The organism is Sphingorhabdus sp., assembly GCF_044239005.1.
Classification (GTDB): Bacteria; Pseudomonadota; Alphaproteobacteria; order Sphingomonadales; family Sphingomonadaceae; genus Sphingorhabdus_B.
In genome coordinates this window covers 1-15,885 of record NZ_JBIICH010000007.1, presented here as the reverse complement: position 1 = coordinate 15,885, position 15,885 = coordinate 1, and the positions used below count along the sequence as shown (strand labels likewise).

Sequence of the window (15,885 nt, the reverse complement as noted above, 5' to 3'; positions counted from 1 at the left end):
AATCACCGCCCCTGCGCACGCCACCTGCGCACGACGCGGTCCAATATTTCGGCTTCGCCCCCTGTTTCGCGCCAAAGCGCGCTAAACAGCGGGTCTTCCGATGCCGGGCGTTTATCCGCTTCCAAATGGTCGAGCGACACGCGGATGGGAATGCTGACACCTTCGCCGCAGATAATGCATTCGCGGTTGCACAAGGCAGGGACGGCATCCAGGAAGCCGCGCGCGCCTTCGGGCATGGCGGCGCGGACAAATGCCTGATCGCGTTCGTTGTTCAATCGCATCGAAATGATCGTGCCGCATTGCGACAGCACGCCTTCGGCCAAATCGGATGGACGCTGTGTAATCAGGCCCAGCGACACACCATATTTACGGCCTTCCTTGGCAATGCGTTCAAGGATGGAGCGCACCGCGCTGTTTTTGAAAACGCGATCGGACGGAATGTAGCGATGGGCCTCTTCGCAGACGAGCAGGATGGGGCGCTGCGCTTCGTTGCGCGACCAGATGGCATAGTCAAACACCAGACGCGATAGCACCGCGACAACGGTCGACGTGATGTCGGAAGGCACGCCGGACACATCAATAATCGAAATCGGTTTGCCATGTGATGGCAGACGGAAAATCTTACCGATAAAATCGGCCATGGTGTCGCCCACCAGCAGGCCCGAAAACATGAAATTGTAGCGCGGGTCGGCTTTCAGCTCGTCAATTTTGCTCTTCAACCGCATGAACGGCGCGGACGACGTTGCCTTGTCGAGCTTACCCATTTCATTCTGGATGATGTTGGTCAGATCAGACAATAAATAGGGGATTGGCGCATCCACCGTCAGCTTGCCAATTGTTTCGGCAATCCGGTTTTTGGCCCGCGCCTGCAACAGGCATCGGGCGAGAATGTCTGAGTCAATTTGCCTGTCGTCGCCGGTGGAGGTGACGAACACTTCGCAATGTTCGGCAAAGTTCATCATCCAATACGGCATGGCCAGATTGTTCACGTCGAACAACGCGCCATTTTGTTTGAACGCCGCACTATATTCGCCATGTGGATCAATCATAACAATATGGCCGTCAGGGGCGATCTCGCACATTTTATGCACGATGAGAGCGGCGCAGGTTGATTTGCCGGTACCCGTTGAACCCACGAGTGCGAAATGCTTACCGAGCAGCGCGTCGACATATAGCGCGCCGCGAATATCCTGGGTTGGGACAACGGTGCCGATTTCAACATGTGCGCGCGCGTCGGTGGCATAAACTTGCCTCATGTCCGCGCTCGACACCGCATAGACTTCGCTTCCGGGGATCGGATAACGCGTAACCCCGCGGCGGAAATTGGAAATCTTTCCGGTCAGGCGTTCTTCGTCGCCTTCGCCCAGAAAGTCGACTTGCGCCATAATGACCCCATGGTCACGGTCATGCATGCGCTGTGTGCGGATACTTGCGAGCAGCCAATTATGGCCAATGCGAATCTTGATTTGGCTGCCCACTTGTCCGGCCATCGCAATGCTGGGATCGCCATGTGACATCAGCTTGGTTAATATGCTGGCGTCGAGGGTAATTTGAGAACTGGATCCGGCAATGTCCATAACAAAGCCGATAGGGTGCAGCGCATCCGTCGCTTCTGTTTGTCCCCGTTCAATGGGTTCTGCGGACGTAGACGGCCGATGCTCTGTCATATCCATCGTTCAACTGCCTTTGATGTAAGGAAGCGGCCAGCGATAGGTACAGAAGGTAAAGATATATTTACCATGGGGATGGAAATGGCCCCGTTAGGCCGGCTTAAAAGCGCTGGAAAACATATCCGGCGAACCAGCCAAGCAGCAATGATACAAGCACCGCCATCGCACCATAGAACAAGGCATAATCCTGCGCCATGACGGTTACCAGTTGCTCAAACCCGGTTTTGCGTATCCGCACTTGGACATTGTCGTCCGCCACAATGACGCGGCCATTGCGGATCAACAATGTTTCGGCGGTATATGTGCCAACGGGCACGCTCGATGGAATATTGAGCCGCGCGCGGTACAATACCTGATCGGTGATTTCGACGGTGCCTGCCTCTTGCCGGAACAGGCCGTTGCGGCGGTTCAGATCGACAAGGCCATCGACAAAGCGTTTTTGCTCTGCCGCATCAACTTCACCGCTGGGCGACAATTGCAATCTTTCGAGGCCAAGTTCGTAAATGGCCGCGGTCTTACTATCAACGATATCGCGCAGCGGGCGGGATGATGCGATTGCGTAATAAGCAGGGACAGAGCGAAAATCGGTGCTGTCGGCGTTAATCCAGATGCCTGCAATCTTCTGCTTTTCGCGCAGCGTGACGGGACGCGTTGGCCCGCGCAGGACCACGGCGACGTCCACTTGACCCTCCGGCGCAACGCCGCGCGGGTAAATGATCGCGCCAAATAACAACATTTCAGCGCCGGTGAATCCCGATTGAATATTGATTTCGCGCTGCGACACATCGGGCACCAGCTTGGGCACATTTTGGGCGCCCGCCGCCACCGGCAGCAAAAACAGGAACAGGGCGATCAAGCGCATCACAGGGCTTGCAACGTGTAGATTTCGTCCGGACGCCAGCCAAGGCCAAGCGCCATCCGTATGGCGACGAGCAGGACAATGATTGCCAAAAACAGGCGGAGATATTCGGGGCGCATCCGTTGCGCCAATCGTGCGCCAATTTGCGCGCCCGTGACACTTCCGATCAGCAAGAATACCGCCAGCACAATGTCGACGGCCTTGGTGGTCAGGCTGTGCATCATGGTCGATGCCATGGTGACGAACAATATCTGGAACAAAGATGTGCCCACCACAACCTGCGCACCCATGCCAAGCAAATAGAGCATGGCGGGCACCATGATGAAACCACCGCCCACGCCCAACAGCATGGTCATAATGCCCGTGATGAAACCCAATATCAGCGGTGCGAGTGGCGAAATATACAGGCCCGACCGGTAGAAACGCCAACGCATCGGCAAATTGGCGACCAAGGGATGGTGCCGCCGTTTTGCCGCAGGCACGGGTTTACCGGCACGGGTCGCGCGCACGCTGGTCAGGCTTTCTTTCGCCATCATCCCGCCGATGCTGCCCAGCATGATGACGTACAGGATGTTGATGACGGTATCGATCTGGCCAAGCGCTTCCAATACTTCAAAGATCGCCGCGCCCGCAGCTGTGCCGAAAATGCCGCCAAACACGAGAACAGCGCCCATTTGGAAATCGACACCGCCGCGTTTCATATGCGCAAAAACGCCCGATACACTTGCGCCGGTTACCTGCGTGGATGCGGATGCTGCGGCAACGGCTGGCGGGATGCCGTAGAAAATAAGCAGCGGCGTGGTCAGGAACCCGCCGCCAACACCAAACATTCCAGACAACACGCCGACGCCGCCACCCAGCAGGATGATGACCAGCGCATTGACCGACAAATTGGCGATAGGAAGATAGATATCCATGTTTGACCAACGGACCCTAACGGCATTTAGCGGCAGGATAAAGGCTGGTGCTTAGAAACTGGTGGACAATGTTACCGCTGGCCCATGGCCCGGCTGTGCGTGGCCCGCAACGCGCCAACGCCAGCTTGCGTCAAATTGGAATAATGCGCTGCCCGCGGTCACATTTGCGCGGATATTTGGGCCGACATCGATGCGCATGACATTGTCTTACCCGCCGCCCCAAATCCCTGCGCCAATCGCAAAAGATGCGTTTTGCGATTGTGCGATTGGACGATGTGCGTGCGCCGCCACATCGGCAAAGGGGCCGCCGCCTTGCCCCGAAACAAATCCGGCCTGACCATAGCCATCCAACCGGAAACCAAGCGGCAATTTTACGCCAGACTGCCCGCCAGCGACCAAGGCCGCAAATGCGTCGGGTCGGTTTTCGCGAAATCTACGCTCGGCAATGACCTGCACCGGAATGCGCGCAACGGGTCGCCAACGCCCCCCTGCTGCCAACTCTCTTTCACGCACGCTGCCATGCGCAACCGATATCCGGCCAGCCATGGACAGGCGCGAGAGGCCAGGGTTGCCGGAGAAGCGCAGTACAGGGATTGCGGCAATCATGGCACTTTGACTTCCGCCATATTGCCCGTTGCCCAGTGTTCCAGCGGGGGAACTGCCCCGCCGCCAAAAGCTATAGGCATAGACCTCAAATCCTTGCGGAGCCTTAGCGTTTGGAAACGGCGCACTGATTTCGCTGACGACATCGGGGTCAGTCGGAAGGAATGCGGGAGGAGACATCCGCGCAGGCGTGCCTGCGCTGAAGAACAATGGGGCTGTGCCCTCCGGCGGGAGGGCGATCTTTCCTTTGCTATTTTGGCCGTGCCGCACCGCGGGGGCCGCAACGCTGTGTCTCGGACTTTGCCGGGTGAATGTTGGGGTGCTCGGCAGCTTCGGCACGGACCCAATGCGGACTGGATTTAGATATGTTCCATGATCGGCCTGGCGTACGGCCCTGATATCCATCGTTGTGACGGCGATGCGGGCCGTGACCCACGTTCCACAGAGCAAAGCTATCGATGCCAAGGCGCGCCCGCGCATCAGTCGGGCCGGACCAATGGCGCAGGGACAATATGGTGGGCGGTTTTGTCCCAACGCAGCGGCACCCCGAAACAATGCCGTGCATAGACCATGCAGGCCCGCCGCGCGGCCATGATCGCGATAATGTTCGTCATGACGCTGCGCGGGATCGACAGCAGTGCCTCTTTTGGACCGTACAGCGCGGCGACAAAGCCGGCCCGAACAAACAGCCGCCAGAAAAGGAAGGCCGCGTTACACCACAAAAGGATGATCAGTGTCGGCGCCAACGGTTTCGGCTGGTGCATGCCCTGTGTTTCAGCCACCGTCAAAATCGCCGTCAGCAAGATGCAGGCATAGGCTGCACTCAACACGATCGCGGCGAGTATCGACCGGCGATCTTGAAGCAACATCCATTTCTGCGCGAGATTGCCGTTCCACCCCAGCCTGTCCCAACCGGCAAGGGCAATGCCCGTCAGCCAACGGGTTTTTTGGCGGACCGAACTTGAGAGCGTATCGGGAAAGCAGGATCTTGTCCCTATCAGCTTGCCATTGCTGTCCAAAATTCGCGCCATGATGGTGCGTCCGCCGGCAGCCCCAATACGCATGCCCAGCTCATAATCCTCGGTCAGGCTGTTCGGATCGAACGGATCGCCGCCGTTCATAATGGCCAAGCGGCCCATCAGATTGCGTTCAATCGCGCAGGCGACGCCAGCCAGCGGCAATCGCGCGCCAATCGCCTCGCGCACCACCATATTCTTGCCATGGGCTTCGGCAAATTCGTCGCAATAATGCCCGCTGATCCATCGCGAACTTTTTGTCCGCACCGGAATGACCGGCAATTGCACCGCGCCGCCAATGGCGATCAGCCTGTCGAACACCCGAAGCTCATCGGCGTGGACGGCGTCTTCGGCGTCATGCAGGACAATGGCTTTGGCCTTGTAACCGCCCGCGATTTCATCGGCGCGCAGCGCCTTCCAAAGGCTATTGAGGCAATCGGCTTTGGTGGTGGGGCCCATATGGTTGACCAATACGAGCGTGATAACCGGGTTGCGCTTTGCAGCCCGAATGACTGCGGCCGATGTGTGCGGGTCATTTGGGTAACAGCCAACATATATCCGGTACTCGCATCCGCTGTTGGCCCAGCTGCGTGTGCAGTTGGCGAGCATCGTGCCGATCACCGCTGCCTCGCCCCATGCCGGTATTAACACCGCAATCAGCCCGGGCCCCGACTTTACCGGCAATTCATCCACCGTCATGGGCGGCCTGTGCCAATAAAAGGCAATTTTTCGGTACAGCCGCCTGACTGCCCAGATGGCATCGACGCACAGATCGTCAATGGCGCCAATCAACAGCCAGATCGCGCTGAACAGTAACAGTTCACGCTGTGCTGTTTCGGCGATTGGGAAAATCCAGTTAGGCACAGGTGCGACCCCTCAACCAGCTGCGATCGATGTCGCGCCGTTTTGATATGCAGTGTTCCGAAAAGATGTTGTTTCACGCGGTCTGGACTTTGCCCCGTTCATATTGGCGGTCTTTGCGCGTACCCATGACCATCACCCACAGGATCGGTATCGCCCAAAAGGATAATAAGGCCTGATAGGATTTCGGGACGAAACCGGGAATCCAAAGCGTAGCCATGTGCGTTGCGACGGCCACGGTTTGGAATCCCATCGCCCATATCGGCCAATAACGGTTACTGTTCAGCGCCAGAATAATGAGTGCAAGCAAGCAGCCCCCATCCACGGCGAACAGTCCATAAGATGTCGTTGCCCAACTGGGGTTCATCGTTGCGGCAGCGGCGCTCAATATTGTCGCAACGATGAAAATGGCAGCGCCAGCCTTGCCGGTACGTCCGCCATTGATGCCCGCATAAAGCGTGCACAGCAGAAGCGCGAAAATGAAAGCTGACTGGAGAATATCCATCCCTTGCCCGTCCTCAGAATATAGCCCGCGTCCGGGCAAGGGCGCCCAGCATCAGCTGTTTACGACCCGAAGACCGGCTGGTCGGGTAAGCGGACCGGGGCCCACGCAGCCGAAGTTGATTTCTTGAAGATTGCTGTCGCGTTGGGCGACGACGATTTTGCGGTGCGCGTTGACAAAGCCCTTGCGGGCATCGACCATCATGGTCAGTCCGTTCGCCACGCCTTCGATCGCAGCCTGTGTATGCGCAGGCGGTGCGTCGGAATTTCGGCACACATCAATGACCGAAAAAGTAAGGCTGGCGAGATCCGCAAGCGCGTTATCTATCGATTGGTGGGTCGACCGGATGTCAGATGCCAATTGGCGGGCGGTCTCATGTTCGAAATTCACCATAAACTGTCTCCCTCTTGATCTGAACTCAGCTTCAGCCAGCGAAGGACGTTTATTGAAACAGTCGAAACGTACCCGTCAAAACAGTAACAACAAATGCAAACGCCACTGTGCTGAAAAATGCAATATTCAGCGATTGAACCACGATATCCTTGGGGGATAAATCATGTCTTTCGCCACCGATGGGCGGAATGGAAACGCGTGCAGCAATTTTCGCAACGACCCGTCCCATCCGCTTCGGTAGCCCGTTCTGGCTAGCGGTATATTGCTCTCGCTCAAGGTCTTGCGTTTCGTATACGAATGGCTCGGATATGGTGCGTTGTTCAATAGCCGCAAAAATTTTGGCGGCATCCTTGCGCGTTGCGGCGTTCAACTTGCGCCGCGCGGCGTCCAATCGTTGATCGACAGTGAAGTGTGAAATTCCCAGAGAACGGCCGATTTCTTTGGACGTCATGTGGTCGTCGACCAGCCTCAGGCACGCTTTTTGACCTTCGGTCAGCTCAACCGATTCATCCGCCATCGGATCCGTATCTGTGTCCTCAATAGTCCGATTCAATCCCGCCATATTGGCCATATTTAATGCCCTTTTGGAAGTTTCTAGACCAACCGAAACCGCTAAGGCAAGGGATTTGCTTAATGTTTTGTGCTGCGCTTGCTATCAATTATGCGGGCGGGCATATAGCTGGACGATGACTGAAACGCCCCAAAAGCGACCCAAACAATCCGCATTGCGTGCGTTCCTCGGCAGCGAGGCGGCCGGCGGCATTTTGCTGATGGTGGCAGCGGCTTTGGCGCTGCTTGTCGCCAATTCGCCTTTTGCCGATAGCTATGCCCATTTCGTGCACGCGGTGATTGGGCCGGAATTGACGCCAAAACTTGGTCCGATGACCGTCCATCTCTGGATAAATGACGGGCTGATGGCGATATTTTTCCTGTTGGTCGGGCTGGAGATTAAGCGCGAATTTGTCGACGGCCATCTTTCAACATGGAATGACAGGCGTCTTCCCATCATTGCAGCCGCGGCGGGCATGGTTGTTCCGGCGCTGATCTATCTGGGTGTGGCGGGTGGCGATCCCGATCTGCACCGCGGTTGGGCGATACCTGCTGCAACCGATATTGCATTTGCCATAGGCGTGCTGGCTTTATTGGGCAGCCGCGCCCCTGCATCTTTGAAACTGTTTTTAACCACGGTTGCAATTGTCGATGATATGGGCGCGGTCGCCATCATTGCTGTGTTCTACACCGCGGAACTGAACGTCATGGCATTGGCTGCAGCAGGTGCGATCTGGTTGTCGATGATGGCGCTCAATCGTTTTCGGGTGCATGTACTTTGGCCTTACATCATCCTCGCGGCGTTGCTGTGGTATGCGACATTGCTGTCTGGCGTTCATGCCACGATTGCCGGGGTCATGGCCGCATTTGCCATTCCGTTTCACCGGACAATCGCAGCGCCCGATGCCGAAGATTCGGCGTTGCACCGGCTTGAACATGCGTTGGTGAAGCCCGTCGCATTTTTCATTGTGCCGATATTTGGCTTTGCCAACGCGGGCGTTTCGCTGGCGGGCACAAGCTTGGCGGCACTGGCTGCCCCGCTTCCGCTGGGCATTGCCATGGGGCTGTTCCTGGGCAAACAGATCGGCATTTTCGCAAGCGTCTGGCTTTCCGTGAAGTTTGGAATTGCCGTCCGTCCAAAGGATGCCAGCTGGGTGCACGTCTATGGCGTCGCGTTGCTGTGCGGGATAGGTTTCACCATGAGCCTGTTTATCGGCGGCCTTGCTTTTGTCGGGCCGGAACAATCCGACGCGGTCAAAATTGGCGTTTTGATGGGGTCGGTGGTTTCGGCAATTTCGGGCTATCTCATTTTGCGTTTTGCCGCGCGCCAAAAGCACATATCGGGAGATGTAATATGAAGCTTTTCTATCCCATCGTCACGGCCGCGTTGCTGGCTTCGGCATGCAGCGCCGTTCCCGTTGCGGCGCGTTCTTTAGCCAGCATTTCGCAAGATTATGTCCGCCTCACGCTTGAGGCCGGAACGCATGAAGCCGAATATGTCGATGCATATTATGGACCTGAATCGTTGCAGGCAGCTGCGAAAGCCAGTCCACGTTCGCTCGCCGACCTGATTGCTGAGGCCCGCAAGCTGACGGCTGCCATTGATGCAAGCCTGCCGACCATAAAGGATGATGCCGACCGCCGCCGCGCGTTGGCGTTGCGGGGCATGCTCGTGGCCGCAGACACAAGGCTGCAGATGCTTCAGGGCCGCAAATTCGCGTTTAATGATGAAGCCAAAGGCCAGTTTGCGACCGTCCCTGTGCTCATGACGCTCGAACATTATGACACTATATTAAGCAGGCTTGAGACGCTGATTCCCGGTTCGGGCCCACTCGCAGCGCGGGTCGATGCGTTTAACGAGCGGTACACCATTCCCAAAGAGCGGCTGCAACCTGTCTTTGATGCCGCAATCGCCGAATGCAAACGCCGCACCGCGCAGCACATTGCGCTCCCCGTTGGCGAAAGCTTTGTTATGGAATTTGTGACGGGGAAAACCTGGTCCGGTTACAATTATTATAAGGGCAATTACAAAAGCCTGATCCAGATTAACACCGACCTTCCGATCCGTATCAGCCGCGCGGTCGATCTGGGCTGTCATGAAGGCTATCCCGGCCACCATGTTTTGAACCTGATGGTCGAACAGCGGCTAGCGCGTGCAAAAGGGTGGCGCGAATATGAGGTCAATCCGCTCTACAGCCCGACCAGCGTCCTTTCCGAAGGCAGCGCCAATTATGGCATAGATCTGGCTTTTCCAGCCGAGGAGCGCTTGGCGTTCGAACGGGATATTTTGTACCCGCTCGCTGGCCTCGATCCGAAGTCTGCCGATGCCTATTGGAAAATGCAGCAAATGACCGAGAGGCTGTCGGGCGCGCGGCTGACCATCGCGAAAATGTATCTCGACGGCGAAATATCCCGCGCGCAGGCACTTGAGCTCACGCAAAAATATCTATTGCTGTCGCCCGCGCGCGCCGAACAATCGGTGGCGTTTACCGACCATTATCGCAGCTATGTTATCAACTATGGCTGGGGCAAAGAGCTCGTGCGTGGTTATGTCGAGCGCGGCAATCCCGACCAAGCCGAGCGCTGGCGCCGGATGGAAAAGATACTCAGCGAGCCAACACAGCCTGCCGATTTGTTGCCCTAGGCAAGATTGTCGCGGAACCAGGTGGTGAGTTCGTCTTCGGACAATTCTCCCGCGGCGAGGGCCAAAACAATGCGTGTGGCGTCCTGTGGGTCGAATGTCAGTTTATGCCCGTTGAGCGCCAAGAACAAACGCGCCAGTACCCATGCTGTGCGTTTGTTGCCATCGGCAAAAGGATGGTTCCGGGCCACACCATAAGCATAAGCCGCAGCCAGTGCAGCGGGATCGTCTGTGCCATAATTCCACTGGTTCACCGGTCGTCCTAATGCCGAATCCAGCAAGTTGGAATCGCGCACACCACTAATCCCGCCATGCTCGGCAATTTGCCGGTCATGGATGGCAAGCGCATCGCGTGCGTCGAGCCAATGGGGCTCAATTCGAATGGCCGGAGGCAATTGCGGCCCTTACTGCGCCAACACGCGCAATATGTCGCGGTCCTCACGCATGATCGTTTCGGCCAACGCCATCTTTGCCTCAAAGCCAGGGTCGCTTGGGGTCAGGTGAAAGCCGTTAGCGGTTTCCGTCAGATACAGATCGTCGCCAAGCGACACCCGCAGCTTGGCGAGTATCTCTTTGGGAAGAATCATACCGGCACTGTTGCCGACTTTTATAACTTTAATTGGCTTGTTCATACGCATGTTATAACACAAACACTGCTACAGCCGCAAGTCTGGGAATTGGGCGTTCACCGATTGCGAAATGATGTTGGCCGTGCCGAAGGTCGTCATGAAGCTGATGCCGGTGGCAGGAAACGCGCAAGCTCTCGCAAAGTGCATATTGTCGGGCTATGCGGGGCTTCCTGTAAACTGGAATATGCCGAACGATGCGCCTGTTTTTTGATCCCCGCCAGCTCGACCATGCGCCGGTTCAAGAGCTGCATAATGGTGCCTTCGTCCCTTATGCGGAAACGCCGGCGCGCGCACAGGCGCTATGTGCAGGGGTGTCTGCCACGCAAAGCCCCACCGACCATGGGGAAGCGCCGATATTGGCGGTGCATGATGCAGGGTACATCGCATATCTCAAGACTGCGTATGACCGCTGGCTTGCCGCCGGACGGTCGGGCGATGTGATGGGCTATATATGGCCAGTGGTGCGTCGGCGCGCGTTGGATCTAACGCGTATCGACGCCTTGGCCGGTCGCTACAGCATGGACAGTTCAACACCATTGACCGCCGACAGCTGGACCTCGGCCTATTGGAGCACGCAGTCGGCCTTATCGGCGCTTGACGCTGTGCTGGCTGGCGACCGCGTGGCCACCGCTTTGTGCCGTCCGCCCGGGCATCATGCAGGGGCCGACTATCTTGGCGGATATTGCTTCATCAATCAGGCGGCGGTTGCAGCGCAAGCGGCGCGCGACGCTGGCATCGCCCGCGTCGCCATTCTCGACATTGATTATCATCATGGCAACGGCACGCAGGATATTTTCTGGGACCGGGGCGATGTCTTTTATGCTTCGGTGCATGCAGACCCGGCGACCGATTTCCCGTTTTACTGGGGCCATGCCGATGAAGTCGGCGAAGGTGCGGGGGAAGGTACGACGTTGAATCTGCCATTGCCGCACGGAACAACGCTCACCGCCTTTCGCGCGGCACAAGCGACCGCCCTAGACGCCATTGCCCGGTTTGACCCCGGCCTCCTGATTGTCAGCTTCGGCGCGGATACGTTTGAAGGCGACCCCATCGCCAATTTCGCCCTGAAGACATCGGATTATGCCACGCTCGCCCAAGACATTGCCGCAATGGAATTGCCAACGGTTGTCCTGACCGAAGGCGGCTATGCGGTCGACAATTTGGGCGAAAATCTCGGCAGCTTTTTAAGCGGGTTTTGATGCTGCGTTTCTGTTGCTCAAAAGAAAAGGGCGGCCATTTCTGACCGCCCTGAAATTTTTACGCAATGTTACTAGAAGTTACAACTTGCCGACCAATTCAGGCACAACCGTAAACAGGTCTCCGACAAGGCCGATGTCTGCGACTTGGAAGATCGGTGCGTCTTCATCTTTGTTGATGGCAACGATGACCTTGGAGTCCTTCATGCCAGCAAGATGCTGGATCGCGCCGGAGATGCCGACCGCGATATAGACTTCAGGGGCAACGATCTTGCCGGTTTGGCCGACCTGATAGTCATTGGGGACATAGCCCGCATCCACAGCAGCGCGGCTTGCGCCAACGCCTGCGCCAAGCTTGTCGGCGAGTGGCAAGATGACTTCGCTGAACGTCGCCGAGTCCTTGAGCGCGCGGCCGCCCGATACGATGATCTTGGCCGATGTTAGCTCAGGGCGTTCTTGCTTTGCGATTTCGGCCGACACGAACTTCGACGTGCCCGCATCGCCGCTGCCAGAGACAGCTTCGATTGCAGCAGAACCGCCGGTTTCTTCAGCCTTGGCAAAGGCGGTACCGCGAACGGTGATGACCTTCTTGGCATCCGAAGATTGGACAGTCGCAATTGCGTTACCCGCGTAGATGGGACGCGTGAACGTGTCCGCGCTTTCAACGCTGAGGATGTCGGAGATTTGCATGACATCCAGCAAAGCAGCAACGCGTGGTGCGATGTTCTTGCCGTTCGATGTGGCTGGCGCCAAAAACGCGTCATGCGTTGCCATCAATGATGCCACCAAAGGCGCAACATTTTCGGCGAGCTGTTGCGCATAAGCTGCGTCATCAGCAACATGCACGGTGGTCACGCCAGCGATTTTTGCGGCCTGCTCGGCAACTGCGCCGCAGCCTGAGCCCGCGACGAGGACATGCACTTCGCCAATCTGCGATGCAGCGGTGACGACCGCAAGCGTTGCATCCTTCAGCGATGCATTGTCATGTTCGGCATAAACGAGGGTCTTCATGCGGCCACTCCTATTTCCTTGAGCTTTGCAACCAGCGCATCGACGTCGGCAACCTTGATACCTGCGCTGCGCACAGGCGGTTCAACAACCTTCAATGTCTTCAGGCGCGGGCTAACGTCCACACCATAATCGGCAGGTGTTTTCTGCGCGAGTGGCTTGGACTTTGCTTTCATGATGTTGGGCAGCGACGCATAACGTGGCTCGTTCAAGCGCAGGTCGGTCGTGATGATGGCTGGCATCTTCAACGCTACCGTCTGCAGACCGCCATCGACTTCGCGCGCAACATGCACTTCATCACCGGACACGTTGACCGTGTTGGCAAATGTGCCCTGCGGGCGACCGGTCAAAGCAGCGAGCATTTGGCCCGTCTGGTTCGAGTCATCGTCAATCGCTTGCTTGCCAAGAATGACGAGGCCGGGCTGTTCTTCGTCCATGACCTTCGCAAGGATCTTGGCAACCGCGAGCGGCTCGACATCTTCAGCAACGACGAGGATCGCGCGGTCAGCACCCATGGCGAGCGCCGTGCGCAAAGTTTCCTGCGCCTTGTCTGGTCCGATCGACACCGCGATGACTTCGGTCGCAACGCCCTTTTCACGCAAACGCAGTGCTTCTTCCACCGCGATTTCGTCAAACGGGTTCATGCTCATTTTGACGTTCGCCAAATCAACACCCGAACCATCGGGCTTAACCCGCGGCTTAACATTATAATCGATGACCCGCTTAACGGGGACGATGATCTTCATCTGCTCATCCTTCCATACCGACTCAAATGGCGAGTGAATACCCGCCTAAACTGGTGCGCCTATGCTTAACGTTGACGTGAACGTCAAGCGTTCGATACACTAAGCTGCTTTGCGGACTTCCGCGACAATCTTCGCGGCTGCATCGCCAAGGTCGTTGGCCGATACGATAGGCAGGCCGCTATTGGCGAGGATGTCCTTGCCCTGCTGCACATTGGTGCCTTCAAGGCGGACAACGAGCGGCACCGACAGGTTCACTTCCTTTGCCGCAGCAACGATACCGTCCGCGATGATGTCGCACTTCATGATGCCGCCGAAGATGTTGACCAAAATGCCCTTTACAGCAGGGTCCTTCAGAATGATCTTGAATGCCGCAGTCACCTTTTCCTTCGAAGCGCCGCCACCTACGTCCAAGAAGTTGGCGGGGAATTCGCCGTTCAGCTTGATGATGTCCATCGTCGCCATCGCAAGACCCGCGCCATTGACCATGCAGCCGATGTTGCCGTCGAGCTTGATATACGCAAGGTCATATTCGGATGCTTCGACTTCGGCAGGGTCTTCTTCGGTCAGGTCGCGCAGCTCGGCGAGATCCTTGTGGCGGAACATCGCATTGCCATCAAACGCAACCTTGGCATCCAGCACCAACAGCTCGTCGCCATTCTTGCCTTCGCACACAGCGAGCGGGTTGATTTCAATCTGTTCGGCATCGGTGCCCAAAAACGCGGCATAGAGGCCAGCAACCACAGTTTGCGCCTGCTTGGCCAAATCACCCGTCAGGCCAAGCGCCTTTGCAACGCTGCGGCCATGGTGCGGCTGAAGTCCGGTTGCCGGATCGACAACGATGGTGTGGATTTTCTCGGGGCTGTCATGCGCCACGTCTTCAATGTTCATGCCGCCTTCGGTGGAGGCAACGATGGCAATCCGGCTGGTCGCGCGATCCACCAACAAGGCGAGGTAGAATTCCTGCTTAATGTCGGCGCCATCGGTGATGTACAGACGGTTGACTTGCTTGCCTTCGGCTCCGGTCTGGATCGTTACCAGCGTGTTACCCAGCATTTCTTTTGCATGCGATTCAACTTCGTCGAGGTTGAATGCCAAGCGAACACCGCCCTTTGCATCGGGACCCAATTCCTTGAACTTGCCCTTGCCGCGTCCACCAGCGTGGATTTGCGACTTCACGACATAAAGAGGACCAGGCAATTGCTTCGCAGCGGCAACCGCTTCTTCAACGCTGAGCGCCGCGATACCAGCGGGGCAAGCCACACCAAATTTCGCAAGCAGTTCTTTGGCCTGATATTCATGGATATTCATGGGAGATTACATCCTCGACAATAAAGAGTTTCGCCGGTCGCTTAAGCACAGACGGGCGCTGAATGGAAGGGCTTGCGCTGATGTTTTTTGGTTGATGTCGAGGCGCAGAGCGCGCCGACGAAATCATATATTCTCTGCGTCCTCCGCGCCTCTGCGTGCAAGAAACTTAAACCAGTAAGTCAAGCGCCACCAATTCGCGGCGTAGCTTCTCTGCATCGGTAAAATGATGCGCAGCAAAGCCATTGGCGCGGGCGCTGACGACATTGTCATGATTGTCGTCGATGAATATCGCCTCGCCGGGCTTCAGCCCAAAGCGCCGCAGTGCCAGTGCATAAATATCGGGGTCTGGCTTGACCATTTTCTCCACGCCCGAGACGACAATATCTCCGAAATGGTCGAATATGGGCTGGGTCGGGCGGAACATCTCCCAAAACTCCGCACCAAAATTGGTAATGGCAAACAGCGGGATGGCGCGCTCGGCCAGTTTGCGCACGATTTCGAGCGATCCTGTGACGGGGCCTGGAATCGTCTCGTTAAAACGTGTCCGGTACGCGTCGATCTCGTTTTTATATTTTGGATATAGCGCGGTCCGTTCCGCGGTCATTTCTGCCAAGGGCCGGCCGGCATCATGCTGGAAATGCCATTCGGGCGTAACAACATGCGTGACGAAATATTCCAGCTCCGCCTTGTCGGTGATCAACTTTGCAAAAAGATGCCGCAAATCCCATTCGAACAGCACTTTGCCGACATCAAACACGACGGTGGTGATCTTGCTCATGGGTCAATCCTAGAGTGCAGACGCAAAAAAACCGCCCGCGAATCAGATTCGGAGCGGTCTTTTGATAAAACCATCTGCCCGCGTTGCGCAGGCAGCGGCCAATTAACCCTGGCGCGCCTTAAAGCGTGGCTGAGTCTTGTTGATGACATAGGTCCGGCCACGACGACGAATCACGCGGTTGTCACGATGGCGGCCTTTGAGCGACTTGA

19 protein-coding genes are annotated in these 15,885 nt (G+C 56.8%); 3 read left to right on the top strand and 16 right to left on the bottom strand.

What is annotated here, in order from left to right:
- Positions 1-2: 2 nt before the first annotated feature.
- The 9 genes from ACILQA_RS01125 to ACILQA_RS01085 all read right to left on the bottom strand — a co-directional run bounded on the left by ACILQA_RS01125 (position 3) and on the right by ACILQA_RS01085 (position 7,392).
- Entirely contained in the window at positions 3-1,673 is a 1,671-nt protein-coding gene (locus ACILQA_RS01125) for an ATP-binding protein (RefSeq protein ID WP_395628026.1), read from the bottom strand.
- A 97-nt stretch (positions 1,674-1,770) separates the two neighbouring features.
- A complete protein-coding gene (locus ACILQA_RS01120) occupies positions 1,771-2,532 on the bottom strand; it encodes a TIGR02186 family protein (protein ID WP_395628025.1) in 762 nt (253 codons plus the stop codon).
- Positions 2,532-3,446, bottom strand: a complete 915-nt coding sequence (locus tag ACILQA_RS01115) for a sulfite exporter TauE/SafE family protein (protein ID WP_395628024.1) — start codon at positions 3,444-3,446, stop codon at positions 2,532-2,534. The genes ACILQA_RS01120 and ACILQA_RS01115 overlap by 1 nt, the downstream gene beginning before the upstream one ends.
- A 51-nt stretch (positions 3,447-3,497) precedes the next feature.
- A complete protein-coding gene (locus ACILQA_RS01110; RefSeq protein ID WP_395628023.1) occupies positions 3,498-3,644 on the bottom strand; it encodes a hypothetical protein in 147 nt (48 codons plus the stop codon).
- Between the two features lie 9 nt (positions 3,645-3,653).
- Positions 3,654-4,229, bottom strand: coding sequence for a hypothetical protein (locus ACILQA_RS01105; RefSeq protein WP_395628022.1), 576 nt, complete (start codon positions 4,227-4,229; stop codon positions 3,654-3,656).
- A gap of 299 nt (positions 4,230-4,528) precedes the next feature.
- A complete protein-coding gene (locus tag ACILQA_RS01100) occupies positions 4,529-5,929 on the bottom strand; it encodes a glycosyl transferase family protein (protein ID WP_395628021.1) in 1,401 nt (466 codons plus the stop codon).
- A gap of 73 nt (positions 5,930-6,002) precedes the next feature.
- Positions 6,003-6,431 carry a hypothetical protein gene (locus ACILQA_RS01095; RefSeq protein ID WP_395628020.1) on the bottom strand — a complete coding sequence of 143 codons (429 nt, stop codon included), beginning with the start codon at positions 6,429-6,431 and terminating at the stop codon, positions 6,003-6,005.
- Positions 6,432-6,482: 51 nt separating this feature from the next.
- Positions 6,483-6,821, bottom strand: a complete 339-nt coding sequence (locus tag ACILQA_RS01090) for a hypothetical protein (protein WP_395628019.1) — start codon at positions 6,819-6,821, stop codon at positions 6,483-6,485.
- A 49-nt stretch (positions 6,822-6,870) separates the two neighbouring features.
- Positions 6,871-7,392: a helix-turn-helix transcriptional regulator gene (locus ACILQA_RS01085; RefSeq protein ID WP_395628018.1), complete on the bottom strand. Its 522-nt coding sequence runs from the start codon at positions 7,390-7,392 to the stop codon at positions 6,871-6,873.
- 115 nt (positions 7,393-7,507) lie between these two features.
- On the opposite strand from ACILQA_RS01085, the gene nhaA reads away from it, so the two are divergent.
- Together nhaA and ACILQA_RS01075 are read left to right on the top strand one after the other, a co-directional pair.
- Positions 7,508-8,728, top strand: coding sequence for a Na+/H+ antiporter NhaA (gene nhaA, locus ACILQA_RS01080; RefSeq protein WP_395628017.1), 1,221 nt, complete (start codon positions 7,508-7,510; stop codon positions 8,726-8,728).
- The gene (locus tag ACILQA_RS01075) at positions 8,725-10,014 is read left to right on the top strand and encodes a hypothetical protein (RefSeq protein WP_395628016.1); all 1,290 of its coding nucleotides are present in this window, start codon (positions 8,725-8,727) and stop codon (positions 10,012-10,014) included. Before nhaA ends, ACILQA_RS01075 begins: the two co-directional genes overlap by 4 nt.
- Here ACILQA_RS01075 and ACILQA_RS01070 read toward each other — a convergent pair.
- Positions 10,011-10,406 carry a type II toxin-antitoxin system death-on-curing family toxin gene (locus tag ACILQA_RS01070; protein ID WP_395628015.1) on the bottom strand — a complete coding sequence of 132 codons (396 nt, stop codon included), beginning with the start codon at positions 10,404-10,406 and terminating at the stop codon, positions 10,011-10,013. The two genes, ACILQA_RS01075 and ACILQA_RS01070, sit on opposite strands and share 4 nt — an antisense overlap.
- A 9-nt stretch (positions 10,407-10,415) precedes the next feature.
- Positions 10,416-10,643: an AbrB/MazE/SpoVT family DNA-binding domain-containing protein gene (locus ACILQA_RS01065; RefSeq protein WP_324478982.1), complete on the bottom strand. Its 228-nt coding sequence runs from the start codon at positions 10,641-10,643 to the stop codon at positions 10,416-10,418.
- Positions 10,644-10,834: 191 nt separating this feature from the next.
- Here ACILQA_RS01065 and ACILQA_RS01060 point away from each other — a divergent pair, with 191 nt between their 5' ends.
- On the top strand, positions 10,835-11,839 hold the full coding sequence (locus tag ACILQA_RS01060; protein ID WP_395628014.1) for a histone deacetylase family protein: 1,005 nt from the start codon (positions 10,835-10,837) through the stop codon (positions 11,837-11,839).
- A 78-nt stretch (positions 11,840-11,917) separates the two neighbouring features.
- Here ACILQA_RS01060 and ACILQA_RS01055 read toward each other — a convergent pair whose 3' ends face one another.
- From ACILQA_RS01055 to ACILQA_RS01035, 5 genes are all read right to left on the bottom strand, one after another.
- Positions 11,918-12,847, bottom strand: a complete 930-nt coding sequence (locus ACILQA_RS01055; RefSeq protein ID WP_183938923.1) for an electron transfer flavoprotein subunit alpha/FixB family protein — start codon at positions 12,845-12,847, stop codon at positions 11,918-11,920.
- Positions 12,844-13,590 carry an electron transfer flavoprotein subunit beta/FixA family protein gene (locus tag ACILQA_RS01050; protein ID WP_183938925.1) on the bottom strand — a complete coding sequence of 249 codons (747 nt, stop codon included), beginning with the start codon at positions 13,588-13,590 and terminating at the stop codon, positions 12,844-12,846. Before ACILQA_RS01050 ends, ACILQA_RS01055 begins: the two co-directional genes overlap by 4 nt.
- Before the next feature lie 99 nt (positions 13,591-13,689).
- Positions 13,690-14,898 (bottom strand): ADP-forming succinate--CoA ligase subunit beta, encoded by a 1,209-nt coding sequence (gene sucC, locus ACILQA_RS01045; protein ID WP_324478973.1) that lies wholly within the window; start codon positions 14,896-14,898, stop codon positions 13,690-13,692.
- Positions 14,899-15,064: 166 nt separating this feature from the next.
- Positions 15,065-15,676: an HAD family hydrolase gene (locus ACILQA_RS01040; RefSeq protein WP_395628013.1), complete on the bottom strand. Its 612-nt coding sequence runs from the start codon at positions 15,674-15,676 to the stop codon at positions 15,065-15,067.
- Between the two features lie 102 nt (positions 15,677-15,778).
- A partial coding sequence (locus tag ACILQA_RS01035) for a ribosomal protein bL36 (RefSeq protein WP_395628039.1) occupies positions 15,779-15,885 on the bottom strand: 107 nt, incomplete at its 5' end.